The following is a 24,651-nucleotide window of genomic DNA, read 5'->3' as shown; positions in this document are numbered from 1 at the left end:
GACATGACTGGACTGATACTGGAAAACGTCGAGAAACATTACGGCTCGGCCTGTGCGGTAACGGATGTGAACCTGCATTTGCCCGAGGGTAAGCTGGTGTGTTTCCTCGGGCCTTCAGGCTGTGGCAAGACCACGCTGCTGCGTATGATCGCCGGCCTGGAAAGCCTCAGCGGCGGTGAAATCCGCCTGGATGGCCAAGACATCGGCCAGACCCCGGCGCACCTGCGCAACTTCGGCATGGTGTTTCAATCGCTGGCGTTGTTTCCCCACATGACCGTCGGCGAGAACATTGCCTATCCGCTGAAACTGCGCGGCGTGAGCAAGGCCGAGCAACAGGCACGGGTGGTGGAGTTGCTGGAACTGATCCAGCTCCAGGCGATGATCGATCGACCCGTGGCGAAGCTGTCCGGCGGCCAGCGCCAGCGCGTGGCGATTGCCCGGGCCATTGCCGCCCGGCCGAAAATCCTGCTGCTGGACGAGCCGTTGTCGGCCCTGGACGCCAAGTTGCGCGAGTCGATGCAAGTGGAAATCCGCCAACTGCAACAGCGGCTGAACATCACCACTATTTTGGTGACTCATGATCAGCGCGAAGCCATGACCATGGCCGACATCGTGGTGGTGCTGGGTGAGCATCGGGTGCAGCAGGTCGGTACGCCGATCGAGATCTACCGGCACCCGGCCAATGAATTCGTCGCCGACTTCATCGGCTCAGGCAACATCTTCCCCGCGACCACACTGGGCAACGGGCAGGTCGGGCTGCCGGGCGGGGACACGCTGCAAGTGCCGGCCAGCCATAGCATCGTCGTTGGCGAGAAGATCAAGTTGCTGGTGCGCCCCGAAGACCTGCAACTGTCCGCGCCCCAGGCCACGGCGAGCAATCGCTTGTTGGGCAAGGTGACGTTCGTGCGGGACATCGGCGCGACCGTGGAGACCACGGTGGAGTGTTCCGGAATCTCCTTCACCGCGCTGAGTACGCCTTGCCAGGGCATGGACCTGGGGATCGGGCATGCGGTGTCGGTGACCATACCGGCGCAGGCGTGTCGGTTGCTTGGTGCCTGAGTTCAAGAGATGAGGCGCTTCTACTGGCCCCATCGCGAGCAAGCTCGCTCCCACAGGGGATCTTCAGTGAACACAGATTCTCTGTTCACAACAGACCCAATGTGGGAGAGATGAGGCGCTTCTACTGGCCCTATCGCGAGCAAGCTCGCTCCCACAGGGGATCTTCAGTGAACACAGATTCTCTGTTTACAACAGACCCAATGTGGGAGCGAGCTTGCTCGCGATGAGGCCGGCCCAGTCAACAAAAAAAACGGATCAAACGCTCAACCGCAACCGCGCCAGATCTCGCAGCGGCGGGGCGCCGAACAACCGGCTGTACTCGCGGCTGAACTGCGAAGGGCTTTCATAACCCACCCGATACCCCGCCGCCGAAGCTTCCAGCCCTTCGGCCAGCATCAGTCGCCGGGCTTCCTGCAGGCGCAGTTGCTTCTGGTATTGCAGCGGGCTCATGGCGGTCATGGCCTTGAAGCGGTGATGCAGGGTCGAGACGCTGAGGTTCACTTCCCGGGCCAGGTCATCGATGCGCAATGGCTGTTCGAAATGGCCGTTGAGCCATTTGATCGCCTGGCTGATGCGATGGCTCTGACTGTTGGCGATGGCGATTTCGTACAGCCGGTAGCCCTGGGGACTGCGCAGCAGGCGGTACAGAATCTCCCGGCGTACCAGCGGCGCGAGCATGGCGATGTCTTTCGGGCTGTCCAGCAACCTGGCCAGGCGCAGCACGGCGTCGAGCGTCGGCGTGTCCAGGCGTTCGACATACAACCCACGCCCGGCGGGTCGGGTCGGCACACCCAGGGGGCCGGCGTCGGCGATCAGTGCGGTGATTTCCGCCGGGTCAATGTCCAGGCGCAGGGCCAGGATCGGTTCCTCGGGCGAAACGTCGGCGATGCAACCACTCAACGGCATCGACACCGAGACCACCAGGTAATGGAGCGGATCGTAATTGAACAATTCGTCGGCCAGGCGCACCTGTTTACTGCCCTGGGCCATGATGCACAGCGCGGGTTGGGCCAGCACCGGGGCGAACTTTTGGGGTTTGCTGTGACGCGACAGGTTCAGCGAGCCGATGGCCGTGGCGTAGCTGCCGTCTTCGCTGGTGTTGCGGTCGATGATCGACGCCAATTCGGCGCGCTGTTGTTCCAGGTGCGTGTCCAGCGGGACGTGGGCGTGGTCGAGCGGCGACATGCCGGAATCCTCAGGAGATAGGGGCGATGGGCAAAGCTTATGTTTGTGCAAGGCGCTGCGGTAGCCACATCCTGTCGAAAGCTTGCCTGATCCTGCACGGCGCTGCGGGACGGGACGGTACAAGGCGGTGGAAACTTGCTTGAAACCATTTGTTTCAACTTCCCGGCTTCCAACCGGATCAATGTCGGATTTTGCCCTGCACGTGCGCAGGATTGTGCAATGGGTCGGCAGGAATCGACTAACGAAGCTGGCATCGCGGCGCTTAACCTTTGATCCTGTCGCAGCCTGTCCCCGGCTGCACAACGGATCACCTGGGAGGGTTGAACATGACTACACAGATCCCCGTCAGTCACATGGCTTTTGTCCGCGCCCGTGCCGGTTGTTCGAAGCAATTGGGGGCACGCCTGAGTACCCTGATCGCGCCTTCGCGCCAGGCGCCCGGTTGTCTGCACTTTGCCTTGCAACATTCCCAGTGTGATGCGGATTTGTGGCTGGTGTCCGGGCTCTGGGTCAATCAACTGGCGATGGATGCCTACTTCAATTCACCGGCCATGGCGATTTTCGCCGAGCTGGTGCAGGACCTGGTGGTGAGCAGCCTGGATTTCCACACGTTCCGCGAAGTCTCCGCCGCCCAGGCGACTGAAGGATGCCTGGCGCAGGTACACAAACTGGCCGGTTGAAGGTTTAATGAGCATCATTTTCCACTGCCAGGATGCACAAGACATGGCACGTAAAGCCTTTGAAACCTTTGAAGCTGTTTCCGCTGTGATCCCCAGAGAAGGCGGCGGCTACCATGCCGCCATTGCCACCAAGGCCATCGGCGGCTCGGGTGCGCCGCGTTTTACCAAGGTGCTTGAACTGCAGAGCTTCAAGACCGCTCACGAGGCCGATGATGCTGCTGCAAAGGAGTTGACCCGTCTTCAGGGTGTCGACGCCGAGGGCGGGTTGGTCTGGTAAACCCGCATCGATGGGAATGGCCTTGTGGCGAGAGGATAAATCCCCTTGCCACAAGGCAACCTTCTACTGGGGGCGATACATCTTGAACAGCGCCTCAGGCCCCAACTGGAAATAATCCGCCGGCCCGCCGCCGCGCAGGATTGGCTCGGCGGCGGCGGTGTCGTACACCCCGTCCTTCAACAGCCACTTGGCGATATGCACGGCGACCACTTCGCCGAGGATCAGCCAGCTTGGCACCAGGCCTTTATCCGCCCGTTGCAACTGAATGATCTGGGTAACCTTGCATTCGAAGGACACCGGGCTTTCGGCCACGCGTGGCACCTGGATCAGCCGTGACGCCACCGGCGTCAAACCCGCCAGTTCGAATTCGTTGACCTCAGGCGCGACCATCGCGCAGCTCTGGTTCATCTGCTCGGCCAGCGGTCGCGTGGCCAGGTTCCAGGCGAATTCGCCGGTCTGTTCGATGTTGTTCAGGCTGTCTTTGCGCCCGACGCTGGAGAAACCAATGATCGGTGGGATGTAGTTGAAGGCGTTGAAGAAACTATAGGGCGCCAGGTTCAGGCGGCCTTCGGCATCTTGCGAAGAAATCCAGCCGATGGGGCGCGGGCCGACGATGGCGTTGAACGGGTCGTGGGGCAGGCCGTGGCCGTTGGCCGGTTCGTAGAAATGGATGTCATCGGGCATGGCGGGGGATCCTGGAGGGCCGTTCGTAGGCGGCCAATAGTGCAAGGCTGGGCCTTTTATTTCCATATTTGGTTGATGCAAAAGATCGCAGCCTTCGGCAGCGCCTACAGGACCGTATTCAATCCGTAAGCGCTGCTGAAGGCTGCGATCTTTTTTGCTTCAACAATCAACTAATAGCTTCAGCGGTACCGGTCTTGTCGAAGCCGTCAGCGGCGATGGCGTCGGCAGTGCCGGTCTTGTCGAAACCGTCAGCGGCGATGGCGTCGGCGGTGCCGGTCTTGTCGAAGCCGTCAGCGGCGATGGCGTCGGCGGTGCCGGTCTTGTCGAAACCGTCAGCGGCGATGGCATCGGCGGTGCCGGTCTTGTCGAAGCCGTCGGCGGCAATGGCGTCGGCAGTGCCGGTCTTGTCGAAGCCGTCAGCGGCAATGGCATCGGCGGTGCCGGTCTTGTCGAAGCCGTCGGCAGCGTAGCTACCGGTGTGGCTGCGTTCGATGGCAGCGCTGGCACCCGAGCCAAAGGAGGCGGTACCGGTTTTGTCGAAACCGTCGGCGGCGAAGGTGTTGGCGGTCAATACGGACAAGGTCAGGGCGAGGATCAGTTTGGTTTTCATGGTTGTCACTCCAGGTTCGTTGGCGATGTGTCTTGCATGGGGTGAATGCTACGCCAATTAAATTGATTGAAAATCTCAAAATAATGCTAAAACTAATCGATTAAATCGATGTTAAGGGCGACGCATATCATCGCTTCAGAGTTGCAGCGAACGTCGCGCAGATGATCGATCAGATGAGCCCAGGGTGCAGCGCCAGCATTAACGGGTGATTAATCGCTCCGTGTGACAGATTTTTCATACATTCCCGACCTGTTTTTCACCGCCGTAGTCTGCCCCCCATGGCCACCAAGAGCCCGCCATCACACACTGGAGCTTGCCCTGCGATGAATAAATTGCCCCAAATTACCCTGGCCTTCTGGGTCATGAAAATCTGCGCGACGACCCTTGGCGAAACCGCAGGGGATTTGTTATCGATGACCCTCAATGTCGGTTACGCCATCAGCTCGCTGATTCTGATCAGCGTGTTTGTCCTGACGCTGGTTACGCAACTGATGGCCAAGACCTACAAGCCGCTGCTGTATTGGATAGTGATCCTGTCCACCAGCACGGCGGGCACCACAATGTCCGATTTCATGGACCGCACCCTTGAGTTGGGGTACGCCACCGGGTCGATGATCCTGATTGCGATTTTGTTGGCGATCTTCGCCGCCTGGCGCCTGAGTGGTGATTCGCTCAACGTCACCAAGGTGCAGACCTTTCGCGGCGAGATGTTCTACTGGATGGCGATTCTGTTTTCCAACACCCTGGGCACCGCGCTTGGCGATTACTTGGCCGACGATTCGGGGCTGGGATTTGCCGGCGGCGCATTGTTGATCAGCTCGGCCATTGCCGCAGTCGTGCTACTCAAGTACTTCACCAGGATTTCGTCGGTGGTGTTGTTCTGGATAGCGTTCGTGCTGACGCGTCCCCTTGGCGCGACGCTGGGTGACTTGATGACCAAGCCCCATGACCAGGGTGGTCTGGACTTCGGCACCATCGGCTCATCGGCGGTGTTGGCAGGGATACTGATTGTGATGATCGCTGGCGCGACCTATGCGCAGAACCGTTACGGCAACGGGCAGCGTGCCGCTGAGTTGACCTGATTACCGCGCCGCCGCGCCCACAGGTCCAGCGCAAATCCTGTGGGAGCGAGCCTGCTCGCGATGGGGCCACCACAGTCACCGTTGCAGTGACTGTGGAACCCTGTCAGTCGGTGACGATCCGCGAGTGCTTACGGGTGTCTTTCATGGTGATGTATACCAGCAGCGACACGGCGATGCACGCCGTCACGTACCAGTAGTAGCCGGTTTCCATTCCGATGCTTTTGAACCACAGCGCGATGTATTCAGCGGTGCCGCCGAAGATCGACACAGTCAGTGCGTACGGCAGGCCGACACCCAGGGCGCGGATTTCGGTGGGGAACAGTTCGGCTTTCACCACGGCGTTGATCGAGGTGTAGCCGCTGACGATGATCAGCGCGGCCATGATCAGGAAAAACGCGCCCCACCAGCTCTGGATAGTGTGCAGGGCGGTGAGGATCGGCACGGTGCACAGCGTCCCGAGGATGCCGAAGGCAATCAGGATCGGCCGGCGACCGATCTTGTCCGACAGCCCGCCGATCACCGGTTGCAGGCACATGAACAGGAACAGCGTGGCGGCGGAAATGGTGGTGGAGTCGGAGATGCTCATGCCGACGGTGTTCACCAGGTATTTCTGCATGTAGGTGGTGTAGGTGTAGAACGCCAGGGTGCCACCCATGGTCAGGCCGACCACGGTCATCAGTTCCTTGGGATGGCGCAGCAAGGTGCGCATGGCGCTTTCCTTGGACTTCTCTTTCTTGGTGAACGACTCGGTTTCTTCCATGCCGCGTCGCAGATACAGCGCCACGATCGCACACAGCGCGCCGATGGCGAACGGAATGCGCCAGCCCCAGGCATACAGTTGCTCGGTGGTGAGGAACTGTTGCAGCACGATCAGCACGCCAAGGGCGATGAGCTGGCCGGAGATCAGGGTCACGTACTGGAAGCTGGAGAAGAAGCCGCGACGTTCCTTGGTGGCCATCTCGCTCAGGTAAGTCGCCGAGGTGCCGTACTCGCCACCCACCGACAGGCCCTGGAGCAAACGGGCAAACACCAGCAGGATCGGCGCACCGACGCCGATGGTTTCGTAGCTCGGGCTCAGGGCGATGATCAGCGAGCCGAAGCACATCAGGTACACCGAGGCCATCAAGGCGCGTTTACGACCGGCGCGGTCGGCGTACAGGCCCATCAACCAGCCGCCGATCGGGCGCATCAGGAAGCCTACGGCGAAAATCGCGGCGGTATTGAGCAACTGGGCGGTAGTGTCGCCCTTGGGGAAAAAGACTTTGGCGAAGTACAACGAGAAAGCGGCGTAGACGTACCAGTCATACCACTCGACCATGTTGCCGACCGAACCGCTGAAGATCGATTTGATCCGGCTGGTGGTGGTTCTTTCACGGGCGGGCACGGCGGCCGACCCAAGGGGCAGGGCGTTGGAGTTATCCATTGAAGGATCCTTCGTTTAATTGTTTTTGTGGAGCGCGTGGGAACGCAGCCTGACAGGGCTATAGCAGGAGCTGTGCCAGCGGCTGGAGGGCCGGGCTAGAGGGGTTTGCGGCGCTGGGTGAGCGGAAATCCGCTCATTATGGCTGGAGTGTGGGCGGGAATCCGCTTATGCAGGGGGAGGTTTGTCGTCTGTGCAGGCCTCATCGCGAGCAAGCTCGCTCCCACATTTGTTGACCTGCACGCATAACCCCTGTGGGAGCGAGCTTGCTCGCGATGGCGTCAGTCCAGGCACAGAAAATTCAGCGGCTCTACAAAAACATCTCCCGACTCAACCCATGCCGCTGCATCTTTTCATTGAAGGTGCGGCGTGGCAGTTGCAGCTCTTCGAGCACCGCTTTCACATCACCTTTGTGCCGCGTCAGGGCGGCGCGCAGGCATTGGGCTTCGAAGGCCTCCTGTTGGGCGGCGAGGGACTGGCCGGGCTCGGTCTCCAAGGCGTGCGGTTGATCGAGCCCCAATACCTGACGCTCGGCGACGTTGGCCAGTTCGCGCACGTTGCCCGGCCAGTCGTGGCTGAGCAGGTGGCTCAACTGCGGGCCACTCAGAGGTGCGGCGGCGCGGCCCAGGCGTTCGGCGGCACTGTGGGTGAAGTGTTCGAACAGCAGGGGAATGTCCTCGCGGCGTTCACGCAGCGGCGGCAGGCGTAGCTCGGCGACGTTCAGGCGATAGGCCAGGTCTTCGCGGAACCGTCCGGCCCGGGCTTCGTCCAGCAGGTCGGGCTTGGTGGCGGCGATGATGCGCAGGTCCACGGGGATGCTCTGGTTCGAACCCAGGCGTTCGAGTTTCTGTTCCTGCAACACCCGTAGCAGCTTGACCTGTTGCGCCAGGGGCATGCTCTCGATTTCATCGAGAAACAGCGTGCCGCCGTCGGCGTATTCGAGCTTGCCGATGCGCTTGCCCTGGGCGCCAGTGAAGGCGCCGCTTTCGTGGCCAAACAGCTCCGCCTCGAACAGCGCTTCGGGAATGGCCGCGCAATTCAACGCGACGAAGGGTTTGCTCGCCCTCGGGCCGAAGTCGTGCAGGCAACGGGCGACCAGCTCCTTGCCGCTGCCGGTTTCGCCACGGATCAACACATTGACCGGCAGTGTCGCCAGGTCCAGTACTTGGCGTCGCAGGTTCTGCAGCGCTCGGGAAACCCCCAGCAGCGTCCCGTCGAGGCGGGCCCTGGCATCGGCCTGTTCATGCAAGCGACGGTTCTCCAGCACCAGCGTGCGCTTGTCCAGGGCCCGGCGCAGGCTGCCGAGCAAGGCTTCGGGGCTGAAGGGTTTTTCCAGGAAATCGTAGGCGCCGTCGCGCATGGCCTCCACGGCCATCGGTACATCGCCATGGCCGGTCAGCAAAATCACCGGCAGGTCCGGATCGCGCCGCCGCACTTCGGCCAGCAGGTCGAGGCCGCTGAGCCCGGGCATGCGCACATCGCTGAGGATCACCCCAGGAAAATGTTCCGGCAACTTTGCCAGGCATTCGTCGGCGCGGCTGAACAGCTGCACCTGGAACCCCGACAGGCTCAACCATTGCTCGACGGCACTGCGAATGCTGCCTTCGTCATCCACGACCATGACTGAATCAAGCATGTAACTGCGCCTCCTGATCGATGGGCAAGGTCACGCAGAACACTGCGCCGTGCTCATGGTTGTCCGCCGTCAGCCGCCCACCGGACTCGTGAATGATCGCAAACGAAACCGCCAGGCCCAAGCCCAGGCCATCACCCACGGCCTTGGTAGTGAAAAACGGATCGAACACCTGGGCCAGGTGTTCCTCGGCGATGCCGGTGCCGCTGTCATTGACGCTCAGGCGCCACAATTGGTCATCGGCCTCCAGGCGCACTTCCAGGCGCTTGATAGGTTGGCCGGCCATGGCGTCGAGGGCGTTGCGCAGCAGGTTGATCAATACCTGCTCGAGGCGGATCGCATCGCCGCGCACCCACGCCGGGCGAGTCAGGTGCAACACGGTGCTGACCTGTTCGTCGCGCAGGCGTGTGTCCAGTAGTTGCAGCGCCTGATCCACCACCGCCGCCAAGTCCAGGCGTTCGCGCAGGCCGCTGGGGCTTTTGCGGGCGAACGTTTTCAGGTGGCCGGTAAGGGCTGCCATGCGGGTCAGCATGTCATCCACCGGCTTGAGGGCCTTGTAGGCATCGTCGACCCGTCCGTGATCCAACAGCAGGCGCAGGGTTGCCAGTTGCATGCGCTGGGCGGTCAGCGGCTGGTTGATTTCATGGGCCAGGGCTGCCGACATTTGTCCCAGCGCTGCCAGCTTGGCCGATTGCACCAAGCCGTCCTGGGCCGTGCGCAGATCCCGAGTGCGTTCCTCTACCAAGCGTTCGAGTTCTTCGCGGCTGCGCTGTCGCAGTTTGGCCAGGCGCCAGCGCTGGTTGAGGAACAGCAGCAGGAACACCAGCGCCAGCCACAACCCAGCGGCTGCCAAACCGGCATTGCGGCGGTCTTCGAAGGCGATTTGCGGGCGACGCAGCAAGTGCAGTGTCCAGCCTTCGGCACTCAGCGGCAGGGATTCCCACAGATAGTCAGCCGGGCCATCGGGGGCTTCGACCCGGGCCAGACGGCTGTTGTCGCCAAAGTGCCGCAAGGGCTCAAAGGCCAGCGGCTGCAACGGCTGCTTGTCGTATTGGCGGGTGGCCTTGAGTTCAGCGCGGTCGCTGTCGGTCAGCGGCTGCAGGTGCCGATAACGCCATCCCGGGCGATTGGCGATGAAGACGATGCTCCGGGCATCGCTGACCAACAGGGTGTCACTGCCCTGGCGCCATTCGCGCTCAAGCTCCGGAAACTCGAGCTTCACCACCATCGCGCCGAGGAACTCGCCGTTATCGCCGGTCACCGCGCTGGAGAGGAAATACCCGGGGATGCCGCTGGTCACGCCCACCGCATAAAACCTCCCGGTACCTTGGGTGCGGGTCTGGAGGAAATAGGGGCGAAAGCCATAGTTGTGCCCCACATAGCTGCTGGGCAGGCGCCAGTTGCTGGCTGCGACGGCCAGGCCGGTGTGGTCGAGCAGTTCCAATGTCGAGGATTGCGCGGCACCGTTGATCTGTTCCAGTTTGCGGTTCAAGGCGTCCTGCTGCGCCGCACTGACCGGGCCCGTGAGGGCTGAGCGCAACTGCGGGTCCAGCGCCAGCACGGCGGGCAGGGCGCGGTAGCGTTCGATCAGGGTGTGCAACGAATTGGCATACAACGCCAACTGCTGGTTCGCCCGGCTGGCGTCTTCCTCCAGGGCCTGGCGTTCGGCGTGACGCACCGCCAGGGTGGCGGCAACCGCCGCGCCGGCAAGGATCAGCAAGGTGTACAACGACAGACGCAAGGTACGGGTAGTCGGCAGCATGCTGGCGTAAACCAGTGAAAAGTCGGGCGGGCACGATAGCATGGCGCTCGCGAAGACGGCTGCCCATCCAACATGGATGCAAGCTGACCCGCCGCTATCGCGAGCAAGCTCGCTCCCACAGGGGATCTGTGGTGATCAGCAATTTTTGTGAGCAAGCCCGCTCCCACAGGGGATCTGTGGTGATCAGCAATTTTTGTGAGCAAGCTCGCTCCCACAGGGGATCTGTGGTGATCAGCAATTTTTGTGAGCAAGCCCGCTCCCACAGGGATCTGTGGTGGACATCAAATGTTGTGAGCACAAAAAAAGGCCGGTGAGCTTGTCGCCCACCGGCCTTTTTCACAGCGGCAAAGTGCGTGTTACTGCACTTCTACCGCCAGGCTTTCACTGATCTTCTTCTGCCAGATGGCTGGACCGGTGATGTGCACCGACTCGCCTTTGCTATCGACCGCGACGGTCACCGGCATGTCCTTGACCTCGAACTCGTAGATCGCTTCCATCCCCAGTTCGGCGAAGGCCAATACCTTGGATTTCTTGATGGCCTGGGCCACCAGGTAAGCGGCACCGCCAACGGCCATCAGGTAGACAGCCTTGTTGTCCTTGATCGCTTCGATGGCGGTCGGGCCGCGCTCGGATTTGCCGATCATGCCCAACAGACCGGTTTGCTCGAGGATCTGGCGAGTGAACTTGTCCATCCGCGTGGCTGTGGTCGGGCCGGCCGGGCCGACGACTTCGTCACCCACCGGGTCGACTGGGCCGACGTAATAGATGAAGCGGCCCTTGAGGTCCACCGGTAAGGTTTCGCCCTTGTTCAGCATCTCGACCATACGCTTGTGCGCCGCGTCGCGACCGGTGAGCATCTTGCCGTTGAGCAGCACGGTTTCACCCGGTTTCCAGCTCTGCACTTCTTCCGGGGTCAGGGTGTCGAGGTTGACACGACGAGCCGACGGGCCGGCTTCCCAGACGATTTCCGGGTAGGCGTCCAAGGGTGGCGCTTCCAGCGATGCCGGGCCAGTGCCGTCCAGTACGAAGTGGGCGTGACGGGTGGCGGCGCAGTTGGGGATCATGCACACCGGCAGGGAGGCGGCGTGGGTCGGGTAGTCCATGATCTTCACGTCAAGCACGGTGGTCAGGCCACCCAGGCCCTGGGCGCCGATGCCCAGTTGGTTGACCTTCTCGAACAGTTCCAGGCGCATCTCTTCGATACGGTTCTGCGGGCCGCGAGCCTTGAGCTCGTGGATGTCGATGGACTCCATCAACACTTCCTTGGCCATCACCGCGGCTTTCTCGGCGGTACCACCGATGCCGATACCCAGCATGCCCGGTGGGCACCAGCCGGCGCCCATGGTCGGAACGGTTTTCAGCACCCAGTCAACGATGGAGTCGGACGGGTTGAGCATGGCCATCTTCGATTTGTTCTCGGAACCGCCGCCCTTGGCCGCCACGTCCACTTCCACGGTGTTACCCGGGACGATGGAGTAGTGGATGACCGCCGGGGTGTTGTCCTTGGTGTTTTTACGCGCGCCCGCCGGGTCGGCGAGGATGGATGCGCGCAGGACGTTTTCCGGCAGGTTGTAGGCGCGGCGCACGCCCTCGTTGATCATGTCGTCCAGGCTCATGGTCGCGCCATCCCAACGCACGTCCATGCCCACGCGCACGAACACGGTCACGATGCCGGTGTCCTGGCAGATCGGCCGGTGGCCGGTGGCGCACATGCGCGAGTTGATCAGGATCTGCGCCATGGAGTCGCGAGCCGCCGGCGATTCTTCGCGCAGGTAGGCCTCGTGCATCGCCTGGATGAAATCCACGGGGTGGTAGTAGGAAATGAACTGCAAGGCGTCGGCAACGCTCTGAATCAGGTCATCTTGCTTGATCACGGTCATGAGTCGCGCTCCTCTCTAAAGACGGGAACATTCAATAAGGTGCCGGCCGTTTGGGTGCATCGGTCGACGGGCGGCACCTTTTAAGGCACGCCGGGCATGCTGGCGCGACGCTAAAAAGGCGCGGCAGTATATCGCAGGCGGGCACCCTGTGGGAGCGAGCTGTCTGGATGGCGAAGGGATTTGTATGGGAACAGGGCTTGCCCGCGATGAAGGCGATGCGGTCTTTGAGGTATCGCGGCGCCTGTTTCGCGGGCAAGCCTTGCTCCCACATGTACCCCCTCGCCACAGGTAAGCGTTCACCACAGACATCAGACAACTGCGTCATTTTGGGCCATTGCTTTGACGCCATTTTTCTGCTCCAGAATTGAATGGTCATTTGCCCTACACGCCACTAAAGTGGCGTCTGGCCTGTAGCGTAGGACGCCTCCTGTCAGTTTCCTTTCCCATGGTGAGTCAACGATTGACCCATAACGCCATCCAACGTCTTTTGCTGAAACGCTTCGCTTTGGCGGCCGCGACTTACGCGCTGGCACTGGTGTTGTTGTGGCTGGCATTTTTCAGTGGTCATTACCTCGATTCGTTGCGCGATGTGATCATCGGCAGCGTGTTGGTGGTGCTGTGCCAGGCAGGGCTGTTCGCGCTGTTTATCACCGACCGCAACCTGCGCTTCGCCGACCCCAGTCTCACTGAAATACAGGTATTGATCGGCCTGGGCTGGCAGACCTGGATGATGGCGCACCTGGACCAGGCACGGGGTGTGTTTCTGGTGTTCTATGTGCTGATCCTGCTGTTCGGGCTGTTCCATCTGTCGCGCCGGGCTTTTGTGCGCTGCGCGATGTTGGTGTTCATCAGCTTCACCGGCATTACCCTGTGGGACGGCTACTTCTTTCGGCTGTCTGACCCCACGTTGGCCGGTTTGCAGGTGTGCGTGCTGTTTATCGTTCTGGTGTGGCTGGTGTTCTACGCCCGCTACGTCCAGACCTCGCGCCAACGCATGCGTCAGCGACGATTTGCCTTGCAGGCGCACCAGGACACCTTGCGCGGCATGATGCGTCAGCTCGAAGACCTGGTGGCCACCGACGAATTGACCGGCCTGTTCAACCGCCGGCATTTCCTGCGCCTGGCGTCCCGTGAGCTCAACACCCTCAGGCCTGGCATCGCCCATGGCCTGGCCTTGATCGACCTCGACCATTTCAAGCGTATCAACGACCTGCACGGCCACGCCGCCGGCGATCAGGTACTTCAGGCCTTTGCCGGCGTTGCCACGGCCTGTCTGCGTGAAGGTGATGTGCTGGCCCGTTATGGTGGCGAAGAGTTTGTCATGTTGTTGCCTGCCTGCGATCCTTTGCGCTTGACCGCCTGTTGCGAGCGATTGCGCCTGGCGTTTACTGAGGTCGAGCTGGTCGGGCTGCAGTTGGGTTCCCTGAGCCTGTCGGCGGGTTTGACCATGCTGGAAGTGGGGGACGACCTGGATAATGCCTTGCAACGGGCCGACCAGGCCCTGTACCGAGCCAAACGAGACGGCCGCAATCGGTGTGCCGCCGCCTGGGAGAATGTCGATGCCTGAACTGACAGTCGCCGGTCGGCAATGGACGGTGGCCGCAGGCAGCAATCTGCTGGATGCGTTGAATCAGTCCGGTGTGCCGGTGCCCTATAGTTGTCGCGCCGGCAGTTGCCACGCGTGCCTGGTGCAATGCGTGGAGGGCGATGTGCGCGACAGTCGGCCCGATGCCCTGAGCCCGGCGCAGCGCGATCAAGGTTGGCGGCTGGCCTGCCAATGCCAGGTGGTCGAGGACGTGCAGATCCATACCTTCGACCCGCAGCGCGACGGCCAGGCTGCCCAAGTGGTGGCGGTGGATTGGTTGGGCCCGGATGTGTTGCGCTTGCGGATTACGCCTGAGCGGGCGTTGCGTTACCAGGCTGGCCAGCATCTGGTGCTATGGGCCGGTGACGTGGCCCGGCCGTATTCCCTGGCGAGCTTGCCGGAAGAAGACCGCTTCCTGGAGTTCCACCTCGATTGCCGCGAGCCCGGCCGATTCGTCGATGCGGCTCGGAAAATGAAAGGCGGCGATCCGATCCGCCTCGGCGAACTGCGCGGCGGAGCTCTGCATTACGACCCCGACTGGCACACCAGACCCCTGTGGCTGCTTGCTGCCGGTACCGGCCTGGCACCGCTGTTCGGTCTCTTGCGTGAAGCCCTGCGCCAGCGTCACCAAGGCACGATTCGCCTGATTCACGTGGCCCATGATGCCGCCGGGCATTACCTGGCCAAACCGCTGGCGGCGTTGGCGGCCAAGCATGAAAACCTCAGTGTCGAGCTGCTGACCGCGGCCGAGGCGCCGCCTGCGTTGGCGCAACTGCGGCTTGTTTCCCGGCAAACCCAAGCCTTGCTCTGCGGCCATCCCGACCGGGTCGAGGCGTTTGCCAAGCGCCTGTACCTGGCCGGCCTGCCGCGCAATCAATTGCTGGCCGACGTTTTCCTGCCCCGTGGTTGAGCGCTGATTTTCAGGCGCGAGACCAACCATGATGGAAAACCTTGCAGCCCCCGCAGGGTTTGGCAGTGGTCGATAAATTGAATAACCACCGCAGACCCACTGTAGGAGCGAGCCTGCTCGCGATGAGGCCAGTCCAGGCAACGCATTTATCAGAAGATAAAAACCAAAAAGCCCCGCCATTCACATGGCAGGGCTTTTGTTTTTCGAGCAGCAGGTCACTCAGACCATCGGGTCGCCAACGTGCAGGATTTTCATCCCATTGGTACCGCCGATGGTGTGATAGCTGTCGCCTTTGGTCAGGATTACCCAGTCGCCGGTTTGCACCACGCCGCGCTTGACCAGTTCATCCACCGCCGCCTGGCTGACTTCGCCCGGTTGCAGGGCGGCCGGGTCGAATGGCACGGTGTAGACGCCACGGAACATGGCGGCACGGGCCTGGGTTTCGCGGTGCGGGGAGAACGCGTAGATCGGCACCGAGGAGCGGATGCGCGACATGATCAGCGGTGTGTAGCCACTTTCGGTCAGGGCGATGATCGCTTTCACGCCCGGGAAGTGGTTGGCGGTGTACATCGTCGCCAGGGCGATACTCTCGTCGCAGCGCTCGAAGGTCTTGCCGATGCGGTGGCTGGAGGTCTTGCTGGTCGGATGCTTCTCCGCACCGATGCAGATGCGCGCCATGGCTTGCACCGCTTCGAGCGGGTAGAGGCCGGCGGCGCTTTCGGCCGAGAGCATCACAGCGTCGGTGTAGTCCAGCACGGCGTTGGCTACGTCGGACACTTCGGCGCGGGTCGGCATCGGGTTCTGGATCATCGACTCCATCATCTGGGTCGCAACGATCACCGCTTTATTGTGGCGGCGTGCATGCAGAATGATCTTCTTCTGGATGCCCACCAGCTCGGCGTCGCCGATTTCCACGCCCAGGTCGCCACGGGCCACCATCACGGCGTCGGACGCCTTGATCAGGCCGTCGAGGGTTTCATCGTCGGCCACGGCTTCGGCGCGTTCGATCTTGGCCACCAGCCAGGCAGTACCGCCGGCTTCGTCGCGCAGTTGACGGGCGTATTCCATATCGGCAGCGTCACGCGGGAAAGACACGGCCAGGTAATCGACTTCCATTTCCGCGGCCAGCTTGATGTCGGCCTTGTCTTTTTCGGTCAGGGCCGGCGCCGTCAGGCCACCGCCACGACGGTTGATGCCTTTGTGGTCCGACAGCGGGCCGCCGATGGTCACGACGCAGTTCAGTTCGGTGGCGGTGGCGGTCTCGACGCGCATCACCACGCGGCCGTCGTCGAGCAGCAACTCGTCGCCCACGCCGCAGTCCTTGACCAGGTCCGGGTAGTCGATGCCGACCACTTGCTGGTTGCCTTCGGTCAGCGGATGGCTGGTGGAGAAAGTGAATTTGTCACCGATCTTCAGCTCGATGCGCTTGTTGGCGAATTTGGCGATGCGGATCTTCGGGCCTTGCAGGTCACCCAGCAGGGCGACGAAGCGGCCGTGCTTGGCGGCGAGGTCGCGCACCAACTTGGCACGAGCCTTGTGCTCTTCGGGGGTGCCGTGGGAGAAATTCAGGCGGGCAACGTCCAGGCCAGCCAGAATCAGCTGTTCGAGAACTTCCGGCGAATTACTGGCCGGGCCAAGGGTAGCGACGATTTTGGTGCGACGGACGGACATGCAAGACTCCTCAAGTTCAAGCGCCAGCGAAGGCTACTATGCTCTTTGGGTGTAGTCATTGTTCATATGCACTACTTTTTCGTTTGTTTTTCGAAATGAACATTCCTGAAAATTTTTGCGCCTCTATGGCTTTCACATCTGTGGCGAGGAGATTTATTCCCGCTGTGCTGCGAAGCAGCCCCAAAAAGGCCGATGCACATTAACCTGGCACACCCAGGTGGCAGGCTTGAGGTCTGCTGCGCAGCCCAGCGGGGATAAATTCCCTCGCCACAAGGCACCATTTTCAGGCTGAAGATTTCTTCAGCCAGGTCGATACAGAGCTCAAGACAGGAGAACCTCCCATGCGATTCGTGCTTTTTGTTGCCCTGGCCCTGAGTGTCACGGGCTGCACCCGTTGGTCGATGAACCATCACATGAACCTGGCCTACAAGGCCTATGACCGTGGCAATTGCGAGCAAGTGATGCTCGAGTTGTCCCAGGTTGACCGCGCCAGCCGGGCCCGTCGCTATATGCAACCGGAAGTCTCGATGCTGCGCGGCCAATGCCTGGAACGGCAGAAACTGTTCGTCGATGCGGCGCAGACCTACCAGTTCATCATCACCCAATACCCTAACAGCGAATACGCCTTCCGTGCCCGCGCGCGACTCGAAACCTTGCAGAGCCTGGGGCATTACCCGACCCGCAGCGCCTCCGCGATGCGCCCCTCGGCGTCCTGACAGGGCATTCTGGGTAGTGGCCAGGAGCGCTTCCTGGCCACTACCACCTTGTATATTTTTTGTTGATGAAATGTGTCGGCATGGACTGGCCTCTCTTCCACCATGAGCTATATTTGTACAAGTCGTATTAGAGCTAAATCTCTAATATCAAGGAGCACCTGTGACCGGCAGAGGTACAGCCTGGGCGCTTTACAAGTGTCTGGCACCGGGATCGGGGAGAGCGGGCTGGCTTGGGTTCGTTCCGAAGTATTCGTTTACCCCTGTTCGGGGTCGTTCAAAAAGCGATACAAGACATGTACAAAAAAAGGCGAATCGAGCGGCACCAGTTGCCGTGTTTCCTGCGTGTGTTTAACGGCGTCAATGACAGGCCCATCGGCTTTCTGGGCAACGTCTCTGAAAACGGCCTGATGCTGATCAGCCATCTGCCCTTGATGGTCGGGGCAGACTTTGAACTGCATTTGAAAATTCCTTCCGACGAGGGGCCGCAGCAAAACATCAAGCTGAAGGCCAATTGCCTGTGGTGCCATGAAGACGTGACGCCGATGCATTTCGATGCCGGTTTCAGCCTGCAATGGGCGCCACCGGAGTACGTGCAATTGATCAGCGCGTTGCAGCAATATTTCAGTTTTTATCCGTTGCCGGAATCGGCTTAAACCGCGGGTGTACTCAATCCAACTGTGGGAGCGAGCTTGCTCGCGAAGGCGGCGACACATTCAGCATTGATGCAAGCTGATCCACCGCTATCGCGAGCAAGCTCGCTCCCACAGGGTGAATCAGCGGTGTCGTTGGAATTGTGATTACCCGCGATCCAATGTGGGAGCGAGCTTGCTCGCGATGACGATCTCAACCACACCATCGCAGCAGTTGTGCTCCCACTGATCCGATCAGCGCTGAATCTTCGCCTCGTTATCCAGCAGCCTCTCCAGCAACAACACCCCCATCTCGCCCATCTGGTGAATCGCCAGGGCCAGGTTGCGCGGGGCGCCTTCGAGGTCTTCGGATAAATCCAGGATCAGCGTGCTCACCGAGCAGAAGGTTTCGTAACTGTGGGCGAGCATGCCTTCGGGGTCGGCGTCGGGGGCGACGATGAAGTAGTCCAGTTGCTTGTCGGTTTTCTTGTTGGCTTGGCCGTTGTCCGGCTTGAGGTAGTAGTCCAGGGCCCTTTGGGCGGCCTGTTCGAGTTTTTCGGGGTCGAGGGTTTCGTGGGGGGATAGTGGGTCGGTGTGTGGTGGGTTGGGTGTAGCCTTGAACATGATAGGTCTCCTTGATGGGGCCTCCACCCGGTTCGCGACTAAACGAATGTAGGGTGGCGGCTGGACGCAGGTTAGTCGACCGGCGGAGACACGAAGTCCGGCGCGCCCGGGGGCGCCCTGCGTACAGCCACCATCAAGTAGGGGATAGGGGAACCCCACTGGATGACGCTTGTGCACATCGTGTCAAACCGCCGGGCGACTAAACCCGATCGCTGGATATCAGCGACGCGAATCAAGTTACGGGGCAAGACCAAGGCGCACAAGCCGGCGGATTCTGGCGGATCTGTAGTCCGTTGCGCAAGGCGCTGTAGTCACCCGGACCTCTGCTTGCTCGCTGTAGGACCTAGGCGGTCCCCGCCTTTTTCCAGGCCAGATATTGCGTCACCAATTGCGCCCCCAATTCACTGGGGCGCGCATCCAGGGTCGGGATGCCATGGGCGCCCAGTTGCTGATGCAGTTCGGCCCGCGCATTCACATAGTCCACCGTGCCGCAGTAAGCCAAGGCCTCAGGCAGTGTTTGCACCGGCACTTGGCGCAAGCGGTCGAGCGCCTCTTCCCGCAGGCTGGCCACCAGTACCCGGTGGTGTTGGCCCAGCCGTTTCACGGCGGCCAGCAGTTCCTCGTCGTCCTCATCCCGCAGATTGGTCACCAGTACCACCAGCGCGCGGCGTTTTTGCCGGGCCAGCAGTTGGGTCACGGCCGCCTGGTAGTCGGCGGGGCGTTGGCTGCTGTCGAGGTCGTACACCGTGTTGAGCAAGACGTTGAGCTGGCCGGTGCCTTTGACCGGCGCGAGGTAGCGGGTTTGCTCGCCGGCAAACGTGCTCAGGCCCACGGCGTCGCCCTGGCGCAGGGCGGTGTAGCTGAGCAACAGACAGGCGTTGAGGGCGTGGTCGAAATGCGACAGCTCGCCGTCCTGGCTGCGCATGCGCCGGCCGCAATCGAGCATGAAGATGATCTGCTGGTCGCGCTCGTCTTCGTACTCCCGGGCAATCGGCGTGCGGTGGCGTGCGGTGGCCTTCCAGTCGATCTGGCGCAGGCTGTCACCTTCGCGAAATTCGCGCAGTTGATGGAATTCCTGGCCCTGGCCGCGCCGTTGCCGCTGGCGGATGCCAAGCTGGCTCAGCCAGTTGTCCACCGCCAATAACTGGCCTTCGTAGAGCCTGGCGAAATCTGGATAGACGCGGGTCCCATCGGTCGCGTCCAGCAGGCGCTTGTCGGTCCATAGGCCTAACGGGCTCGGCAGGTTGATTTCGCACTGTTCGAAGGTGAAATGACCACGCTTGAGCGGGCGCAGGCGGTAGCCAACCTGGTTGTGCTGGCCGGGTTGAAGCTCGACCGATAGGGGCAGGTTTTCGAAGTCCAGGCCGTCGGGTACGTGATCGAAGACCTGAATGTCCAGCGGTTGCGCAAAGTCGTGGCTGATCTCCAGGCGGACTTCACTCCAACGACCCAGCGCCAGGCTACCGGGCATCTGCCGTTGCACACGGGGCGAAGGCAAGCGCCTGAGCCGCACGGTGTCGAGCAGCGCCAGGGCGAGCAAGGCCAGCAGCAACCCCCAGTTGATCGACAGCAGCGTCGAGGGCAGCGCAACGCCCAACGCCCGCAGCGTGCCCAGCGCGATGCCGAGGGCCAGGAGGATGGCGAGCCAGGTTAGCAGCAGGCGGGAGGGTTTCATGGCCTCATCACAACCGCGGCGCCGGCACTTGATCGAGCAACTGTCCCAACACCTGATCCACCGTCAGCCCTTCGATGTCCAGCTCTGGCGCCAGTCGCACCCGATGGCGCAGCACGGCCAGGGCGCAGCCCTTGATGTCATCCGGCACCACGAACTCGCCGCCGCGCAACAACGCCCGCGCCCGGGCGCAACGCACCAGGGCAATCGAGGCGCGAGGCCCGGCGCCGAGGGTCAGCCCCGGCCAACTGCGGGTGGTGCGGGCCAGGCGCACGGCGTAGTCGAGCACCTGCTCGTCCATCGGCAGATCGCTGGCGATGCGTTGCAGTGCTTGCACGTCCTTGGCCTGCAACACCGTGCGCAACGGCTGCACGTCAAGCATGTCGGCACGGGTCGAGCGGCTGACCTGACGCACCATGTTCAATTCCTGGTCAGCATCGGGGTAGTCCATGCGCACCTTGAGCATGAAACGGTCGAGCTCGGCCTCCGGCAGCGGATAGGTGCCTTCCTGTTCGATGGGGTTCTGGGTGGCGAGCACCATGAACGGTTGGGTGATGGGCAGGGCGCGGCCTTCGAGGGTGACCTGACGTTCCTGCATGGCTTCGAGCAGCGCGGCCTGGGTCTTGGCCGGCGCGCGGTTGATCTCGTCGGCCAGCAGCAGGTTGGTGAACACCGGCCCCTTGCGCAACTTGAACTGCTCGGTCTGCAAGTCGTACACCGCGTGCCCGGTAACGTCGCTGGGCATCAGGTCGGGGGTGAACTGGATACGGGCGAACTCGCCACCGAAACAGCGGGCCAGGGCACGCACCAGCAAGGTCTTGCCCAACCCGGGAACTCCTTCGAGCAGGACATGACCGCCGGCGATCAGCGCCGTGAGCACATCGTCGATCACCGCGCTCTGGCCGACCACCGCCTTATGCAGCTCGTTGCGGATGGCCTGGGCCAACTGACTGGCGCGCTGGCGCTGTTGGACGGCGTGGGTCTGGCCGTCGGCAGGTTCGTTCTGTTCAGTCATGATTTTCGGAGCCTTACTAACTGTTAAAATCGATTTATCTTCCATAAATCAACCATTTACCTAATTTAATCTTTTTTGAGGTGCTGAACAGAGCGATTAATAAGGTCTTCTACAGGTGTGGGTTCTTACATAGCTCGGCAATGCCATGGCAAAACCAGATCAGGCGACGCCACTTCATTGTTTGAATCCTTGAGCACTTGATGAGGCCTCATAACGCCGATGCGGTGACAAGAATCACGATTTCACCACAGCTCTTGAAAGCTTGGCCCGTCCGACTTTGGAGGTTGGATGGGACGTCCCATCTGAATAGTCACAGGGATTGGAAAATCTACACCTACTAATGCCACCTCACCTTGCTTCAGATTGGGCAAGAAAGCGGCGGCTGAACGATCCAGTTCTCCACATGCACGTTCGACCACTTCTCGGTCACGGTCATTGGTCAGCCGATGTACCAGCAACGTGCCCATCTGACTCAGCACTCCTTCCGTGATGTCTCGCGGTCGTTGGGTCACCAGGCAAATGTTGAGTCCGTACTTTCGTCCTTCTTTCGCTATGAGTTCGAACGCATCCAAGTTCTGAACATCGTCTTCACTTCCTAAGGTTTTTCCTAGGAAATTGTGAGCTTCGTCCAAGATGACGATCAACGGACGCTGTCTAAAAGCCTCGTTACGTGCTCGTAGTAATAGCAGTCTGCCGATGGCATTGGCGATGACCTCTCTAGCGTTGAACTCATAGCCAACTGAGCTGAGACATATTCTGAATAATCGCTTTTCTCCGGCGATGAATTCATCGAGATGTTCGACTAAGCTTGGAAGGCCCTCTGTAGGACGAAATACACTACTCAACGAAGGGGAATCCATTACGCTCATAATTCTTGTCATGAGCGAGGAACAATAAGACAGCTCGGTGCTTGCTGCTCCCCATCTAGCCATGTCGTTGTTCTGTCCAGTCGGGAAGCAGCATTCCTCGACGATTTGCCTAACCAACATACCTGGATCGAAGGGTAGGTTGGGATTACCTACCCGATTGGCGTTGTCATCCCTATTCATCGCTCTTCGAAAATCAGCTTTGAGTTGACCCACTTTCGGAACGTAACCACCTGTGAAGATATCTGGAGCCAACGCCGCAAGCCGTAGGCTTTTAATGGCCTCTCGGAGTTTCGGGCCCTGAGTTTTTCCTGACGGCTGAAAGAGTGCGATGAAATCCGTCTCGTTAAAGCATGTAGGCGGAATGGCCACTTCAAGTGAGGCAGGAGCCCGATGCAGCGGGTTTCCAAGATGGTGATGTGTCGAGTCTTCCCCTTCAAGTGACCGGTACTCCCCGGTAGCGTCCACAAGCACGATCTTGCAGGCATATCGACGACACTCCTGGATAAGCTTTGACGTCGTCCAACTTTTCCCACCGCCAGTTGAGCCCAAGATCGCGCAGTGCCGACCAAAGAGTTTTTCTGGCGTTACAGCAATCGCGAAACCGCCGTCCCCAGAGACATGTCCGAGGTCGAGCGCTACGCGAGGGGGCTCTCCATTTATCCCGCTCGAAATCAGTGTCGGAATTTTGGAGATAAACGAGCCAGGTGCTGAGTAAACCCGGTCTCCCAGCCGTGGGTAGGAACTCACGCCAGCAGTGACTTTCAATGTGTGGGGATGAACTGATCCTAAGAGGCGGATCAAGCCGATTGCGTCAATAGCCTGCGTGCCAGCAAAGTCCTGAGAAATTTCCGTACGCTCACGATCAGGTAGGTTCACCTCGGTGATACGTCCCAGGAGCACCGCCTGCTGACCCTCTATTAGCACCAGTTCCCCCACCTCACCCTTGCCGTAGCGATTTTGACCTAGATATCGACCGCTGTTCTCTCCAGCATGTGCCAGGTTAATTTTGATCAGTTGCGCAGCCACGCTGGTGACCACTCCAATTTTCAGCGTGCTAAGAAGTATTCCTTCCGGAGACATGGTTACCTCCCGATCCGTTTGACAGCATTTGCCAACTGTTCAGCTGGCGAAGCGGTGCGCAAGTGGGGGATATGAGCCGCCAAATCGCCAAATGAGCCGCTGACAAAATGGACGTCGAAACCGCGTTGAGCGAGATCGCGAAATTTTCCCCAATAGGAGCTCGACCCATTAAAGCCCCGGTTGTGAACATGACTGATGCACTGGAAGTCGCAAAGAATCAGCTTCAGGCTGGGGTTGGATTGCAGGGCTGAATAGATTGGTTCGGAAAGGTGGTCATCGTTGAACCCGAATCCTGACACAACCAGGCAGCTGTTCGGTTGACGCAAAAACTCTAAAAACCTTGAAAGCAGCTCTAAGTGAGGTTGGAGAAACGCTTGCTGGTACTTTCCTTTCGCGGGGTATATCAAACAGGCATTTTCCGGCGTCGGTCGGCTGTCCTCGTAGACCTCATTACCCTCTCGGCTCCAGCTTACGGATCCATGGAGCTTCAGTAGTTGAAAAATGCCTTCGGCAAATTCATGGCTATCAGCTTCACGGCGCACGATGTCGTATGTGAAATGTTTGCCGTCAAACCGACGTCTGCGCGTGTAGGAGAATCCATCAATTATGACCATCCCCAGTTCCGACGCTGCTGTTTCAAAGCACATGTCATAATTTGTCGTGAACACCTTCAGTCGCGGGTCACGCACTCGCCTCCTAGCCAGCTTCTGAAGGAGCTCACGATAGGCAGATATGTCCGACGTGGGCAGGGTGATGAACGCTGAGCAAGCGTGCAAAATTTGCTCTTTCACGCGTGCAACGAACTCTTCAACCGCTGGGTCATCAGTGAACGCTAGATAGGCGTCGCACTGTGACAAAAAATGCTCGATGTTCGGATTCTCGCGTTCGGTGTAACGGACACGCTCAGTAACTTGCTGACCGGCAGCTGTCAGCGCATGGGTTTGCGGGTCGCACATCGAGTCTTGCCATAGCTTCCACATGCTAGGGCCTCCGGGGTTACCAAGAGACGTACCGCTTCCCGCAAAAAAACCTAGATTTGGTACCTGAAGAGCTGACGAGAACATCTCGCTCAGAGTATTCCTGTTCGAACTGATCAGTTGCGCATCATCAGGTTCGGCCCCTTTCAGTACTCGATATGCGTCAGATGTCAGTGGCATCCACTCATTCGCACCTGGGGGTAGATATGCCTGCTGCCCTTGATGTTGGGCTGAGAGAGGGATTACAGGTAGTGGTGCTAGAGGGACAAGTGGCGGGGCATCGACTGGCATAGAACACGATCCTGTGTTGTGAAGTGGAAGCCAGACAGCCCCGGCCTTAAGATCCGTTCCCAAGCTGCTGTGTTGTTGATCTACTAGGCATCATATCTCAAGCGGGCATGTAGCGACGTATGGTGCATTGCCCAGATTTAGGCTTTGGAAGTAGATGCGATTTTTTTGAAATTAATGCGACGTGCTTCGAGATGATACTTATTCCACGCGCGTTCGCGGGTAAGAACTAGTTAGCTGAGCGTAAGCTGGTCGCCATCGAAACGGACAATTGCAAATGGGAGTGACATGCGTAATTGCATGGACTTGACTCGGCCCGACGCATACGCATGAGTACAACCAG

The 24,651-nt window shown here is 60.2% G+C and carries 21 protein-coding genes; 8 read left to right on the top strand and 13 right to left on the bottom strand.

The features are described 5' to 3' along the window. Window positions 1-3: 3 nt before the first annotated feature. The gene (locus SGN16_RS23420) at window positions 4-1,059 is read left to right on the top strand and encodes an ABC transporter ATP-binding protein (protein WP_335945105.1); all 1,056 of its coding nucleotides are present in this window, start codon (window positions 4-6) and stop codon (window positions 1,057-1,059) included. Window positions 1,060-1,314: 255 nt separating this feature from the next. On the opposite strand, the gene SGN16_RS23415 is transcribed toward SGN16_RS23420, so the two are convergent. Then, on the bottom strand, window positions 1,315-2,244 hold the full coding sequence (locus SGN16_RS23415; RefSeq protein WP_210640494.1) for an AraC family transcriptional regulator: 930 nt from the start codon (window positions 2,242-2,244) through the stop codon (window positions 1,315-1,317). Window positions 2,245-2,570: 326 nt separating this feature from the next. On the opposite strand from SGN16_RS23415, the gene SGN16_RS23410 reads away from it, so the two are divergent. After that, the gene (locus tag SGN16_RS23410) at window positions 2,571-2,924 is read left to right on the top strand and encodes an antibiotic biosynthesis monooxygenase (protein ID WP_335945104.1); all 354 of its coding nucleotides are present in this window, start codon (window positions 2,571-2,573) and stop codon (window positions 2,922-2,924) included. A gap of 43 nt (window positions 2,925-2,967) precedes the next feature. Then, window positions 2,968-3,201 (top strand): hypothetical protein, encoded by a 234-nt coding sequence (locus tag SGN16_RS23405; protein ID WP_335945103.1) that lies wholly within the window; start codon window positions 2,968-2,970, stop codon window positions 3,199-3,201. Window positions 3,202-3,264: 63 nt separating this feature from the next. Here the strand turns inward: SGN16_RS23405 and SGN16_RS23400 are convergent, their stop codons facing one another. Beyond that, window positions 3,265-3,885 (bottom strand): flavin reductase family protein, encoded by a 621-nt coding sequence (locus SGN16_RS23400; RefSeq protein WP_210640488.1) that lies wholly within the window; start codon window positions 3,883-3,885, stop codon window positions 3,265-3,267. 166 nt (window positions 3,886-4,051) lie between these two features. After that, window positions 4,052-4,495, bottom strand: a complete 444-nt coding sequence (locus SGN16_RS23395; protein WP_335945102.1) for a hypothetical protein — start codon at window positions 4,493-4,495, stop codon at window positions 4,052-4,054. A 323-nt stretch (window positions 4,496-4,818) separates the two neighbouring features. Here SGN16_RS23395 and SGN16_RS23390 point away from each other — a divergent pair, with 323 nt between their 5' ends. Continuing rightward, the gene (locus tag SGN16_RS23390) at window positions 4,819-5,577 is read left to right on the top strand and encodes a hypothetical protein (RefSeq protein ID WP_335945101.1); all 759 of its coding nucleotides are present in this window, start codon (window positions 4,819-4,821) and stop codon (window positions 5,575-5,577) included. Window positions 5,578-5,680: 103 nt separating this feature from the next. Here the strand turns inward: SGN16_RS23390 and SGN16_RS23385 are convergent, their stop codons facing one another. The 4 genes from SGN16_RS23385 to SGN16_RS23370 all read right to left on the bottom strand — a co-directional run bounded on the left by SGN16_RS23385 (window position 5,681) and on the right by SGN16_RS23370 (window position 12,272). After that, on the bottom strand, window positions 5,681-7,000 hold the full coding sequence (locus tag SGN16_RS23385) for an MFS transporter (protein WP_210640486.1): 1,320 nt from the start codon (window positions 6,998-7,000) through the stop codon (window positions 5,681-5,683). A gap of 307 nt (window positions 7,001-7,307) precedes the next feature. Next, window positions 7,308-8,633, bottom strand: a complete 1,326-nt coding sequence (locus SGN16_RS23380) for a sigma-54 dependent transcriptional regulator (protein WP_210640484.1) — start codon at window positions 8,631-8,633, stop codon at window positions 7,308-7,310. Next, a complete protein-coding gene (locus SGN16_RS23375) occupies window positions 8,626-10,392 on the bottom strand; it encodes an ATP-binding protein (protein WP_210640476.1) in 1,767 nt (588 codons plus the stop codon). Before SGN16_RS23375 ends, SGN16_RS23380 begins: the two co-directional genes overlap by 8 nt. Before the next feature lie 356 nt (window positions 10,393-10,748). Then, window positions 10,749-12,272: a fumarate hydratase gene (locus SGN16_RS23370; protein WP_210640474.1), complete on the bottom strand. Its 1,524-nt coding sequence runs from the start codon at window positions 12,270-12,272 to the stop codon at window positions 10,749-10,751. A 460-nt stretch (window positions 12,273-12,732) separates the two neighbouring features. Here SGN16_RS23370 and SGN16_RS23365 point away from each other — a divergent pair, with 460 nt between their 5' ends. Together SGN16_RS23365 and SGN16_RS23360 are read left to right on the top strand one after the other, a co-directional pair. Then, on the top strand, window positions 12,733-13,839 hold the full coding sequence (locus tag SGN16_RS23365) for a GGDEF domain-containing protein (protein ID WP_210640472.1): 1,107 nt from the start codon (window positions 12,733-12,735) through the stop codon (window positions 13,837-13,839). Then, window positions 13,832-14,767: an iron-sulfur-binding ferredoxin reductase gene (locus tag SGN16_RS23360; RefSeq protein ID WP_335945100.1), complete on the top strand. Its 936-nt coding sequence runs from the start codon at window positions 13,832-13,834 to the stop codon at window positions 14,765-14,767. Before SGN16_RS23365 ends, SGN16_RS23360 begins: the two co-directional genes overlap by 8 nt. 219 nt (window positions 14,768-14,986) lie before the next feature. On the opposite strand, the gene pyk is transcribed toward SGN16_RS23360, so the two are convergent. After that, window positions 14,987-16,438: a pyruvate kinase gene (pyk, locus tag SGN16_RS23355; protein WP_210640468.1), complete on the bottom strand. Its 1,452-nt coding sequence runs from the start codon at window positions 16,436-16,438 to the stop codon at window positions 14,987-14,989. A gap of 341 nt (window positions 16,439-16,779) precedes the next feature. On the opposite strand from pyk, the gene SGN16_RS23350 reads away from it, so the two are divergent. Beyond that, the gene (locus SGN16_RS23350; protein WP_210640466.1) at window positions 16,780-17,154 is read left to right on the top strand and encodes a tetratricopeptide repeat protein; all 375 of its coding nucleotides are present in this window, start codon (window positions 16,780-16,782) and stop codon (window positions 17,152-17,154) included. Between the two features lie 293 nt (window positions 17,155-17,447). Further along, a complete protein-coding gene (locus SGN16_RS23345) occupies window positions 17,448-17,807 on the top strand; it encodes a PilZ domain-containing protein (protein ID WP_210640464.1) in 360 nt (119 codons plus the stop codon). 231 nt (window positions 17,808-18,038) lie between these two features. On the opposite strand, the gene SGN16_RS23340 is transcribed toward SGN16_RS23345, so the two are convergent. The 5 genes from SGN16_RS23340 to SGN16_RS23320 all read right to left on the bottom strand — a co-directional run bounded on the left by SGN16_RS23340 (window position 18,039) and on the right by SGN16_RS23320 (window position 24,023). Continuing rightward, window positions 18,039-18,407 carry a DUF6124 family protein gene (locus SGN16_RS23340; protein ID WP_335945099.1) on the bottom strand — a complete coding sequence of 123 codons (369 nt, stop codon included), beginning with the start codon at window positions 18,405-18,407 and terminating at the stop codon, window positions 18,039-18,041. A 343-nt stretch (window positions 18,408-18,750) separates the two neighbouring features. Next, entirely contained in the window at window positions 18,751-20,082 is a 1,332-nt protein-coding gene (locus SGN16_RS23335; protein ID WP_335945098.1) for a DUF58 domain-containing protein, read from the bottom strand. Window positions 20,083-20,089: 7 nt separating this feature from the next. Beyond that, window positions 20,090-21,094 (bottom strand): MoxR family ATPase, encoded by a 1,005-nt coding sequence (locus SGN16_RS23330; RefSeq protein ID WP_210640460.1) that lies wholly within the window; start codon window positions 21,092-21,094, stop codon window positions 20,090-20,092. Between the two features lie 242 nt (window positions 21,095-21,336). Then, entirely contained in the window at window positions 21,337-23,043 is a 1,707-nt protein-coding gene (locus tag SGN16_RS23325) for an ATP-binding protein (protein WP_335945097.1), read from the bottom strand. A gap of 2 nt (window positions 23,044-23,045) precedes the next feature. Continuing rightward, window positions 23,046-24,023, bottom strand: coding sequence for an SIR2 family protein (locus SGN16_RS23320; RefSeq protein WP_335945096.1), 978 nt, complete (start codon window positions 24,021-24,023; stop codon window positions 23,046-23,048). Between the last annotated feature and the right edge of the window lie 628 nt (window positions 24,024-24,651).

Origin of the sequence: Pseudomonas sp. G166, from assembly GCF_037027455.2 — a bacterium.
Classification (GTDB): domain Bacteria; phylum Pseudomonadota; class Gammaproteobacteria; order Pseudomonadales; family Pseudomonadaceae; genus Aquipseudomonas.
The sequence above is the reverse complement of the archived record's forward strand: the minus strand, read 5'-3'. Positions and strand labels throughout refer to the sequence as shown.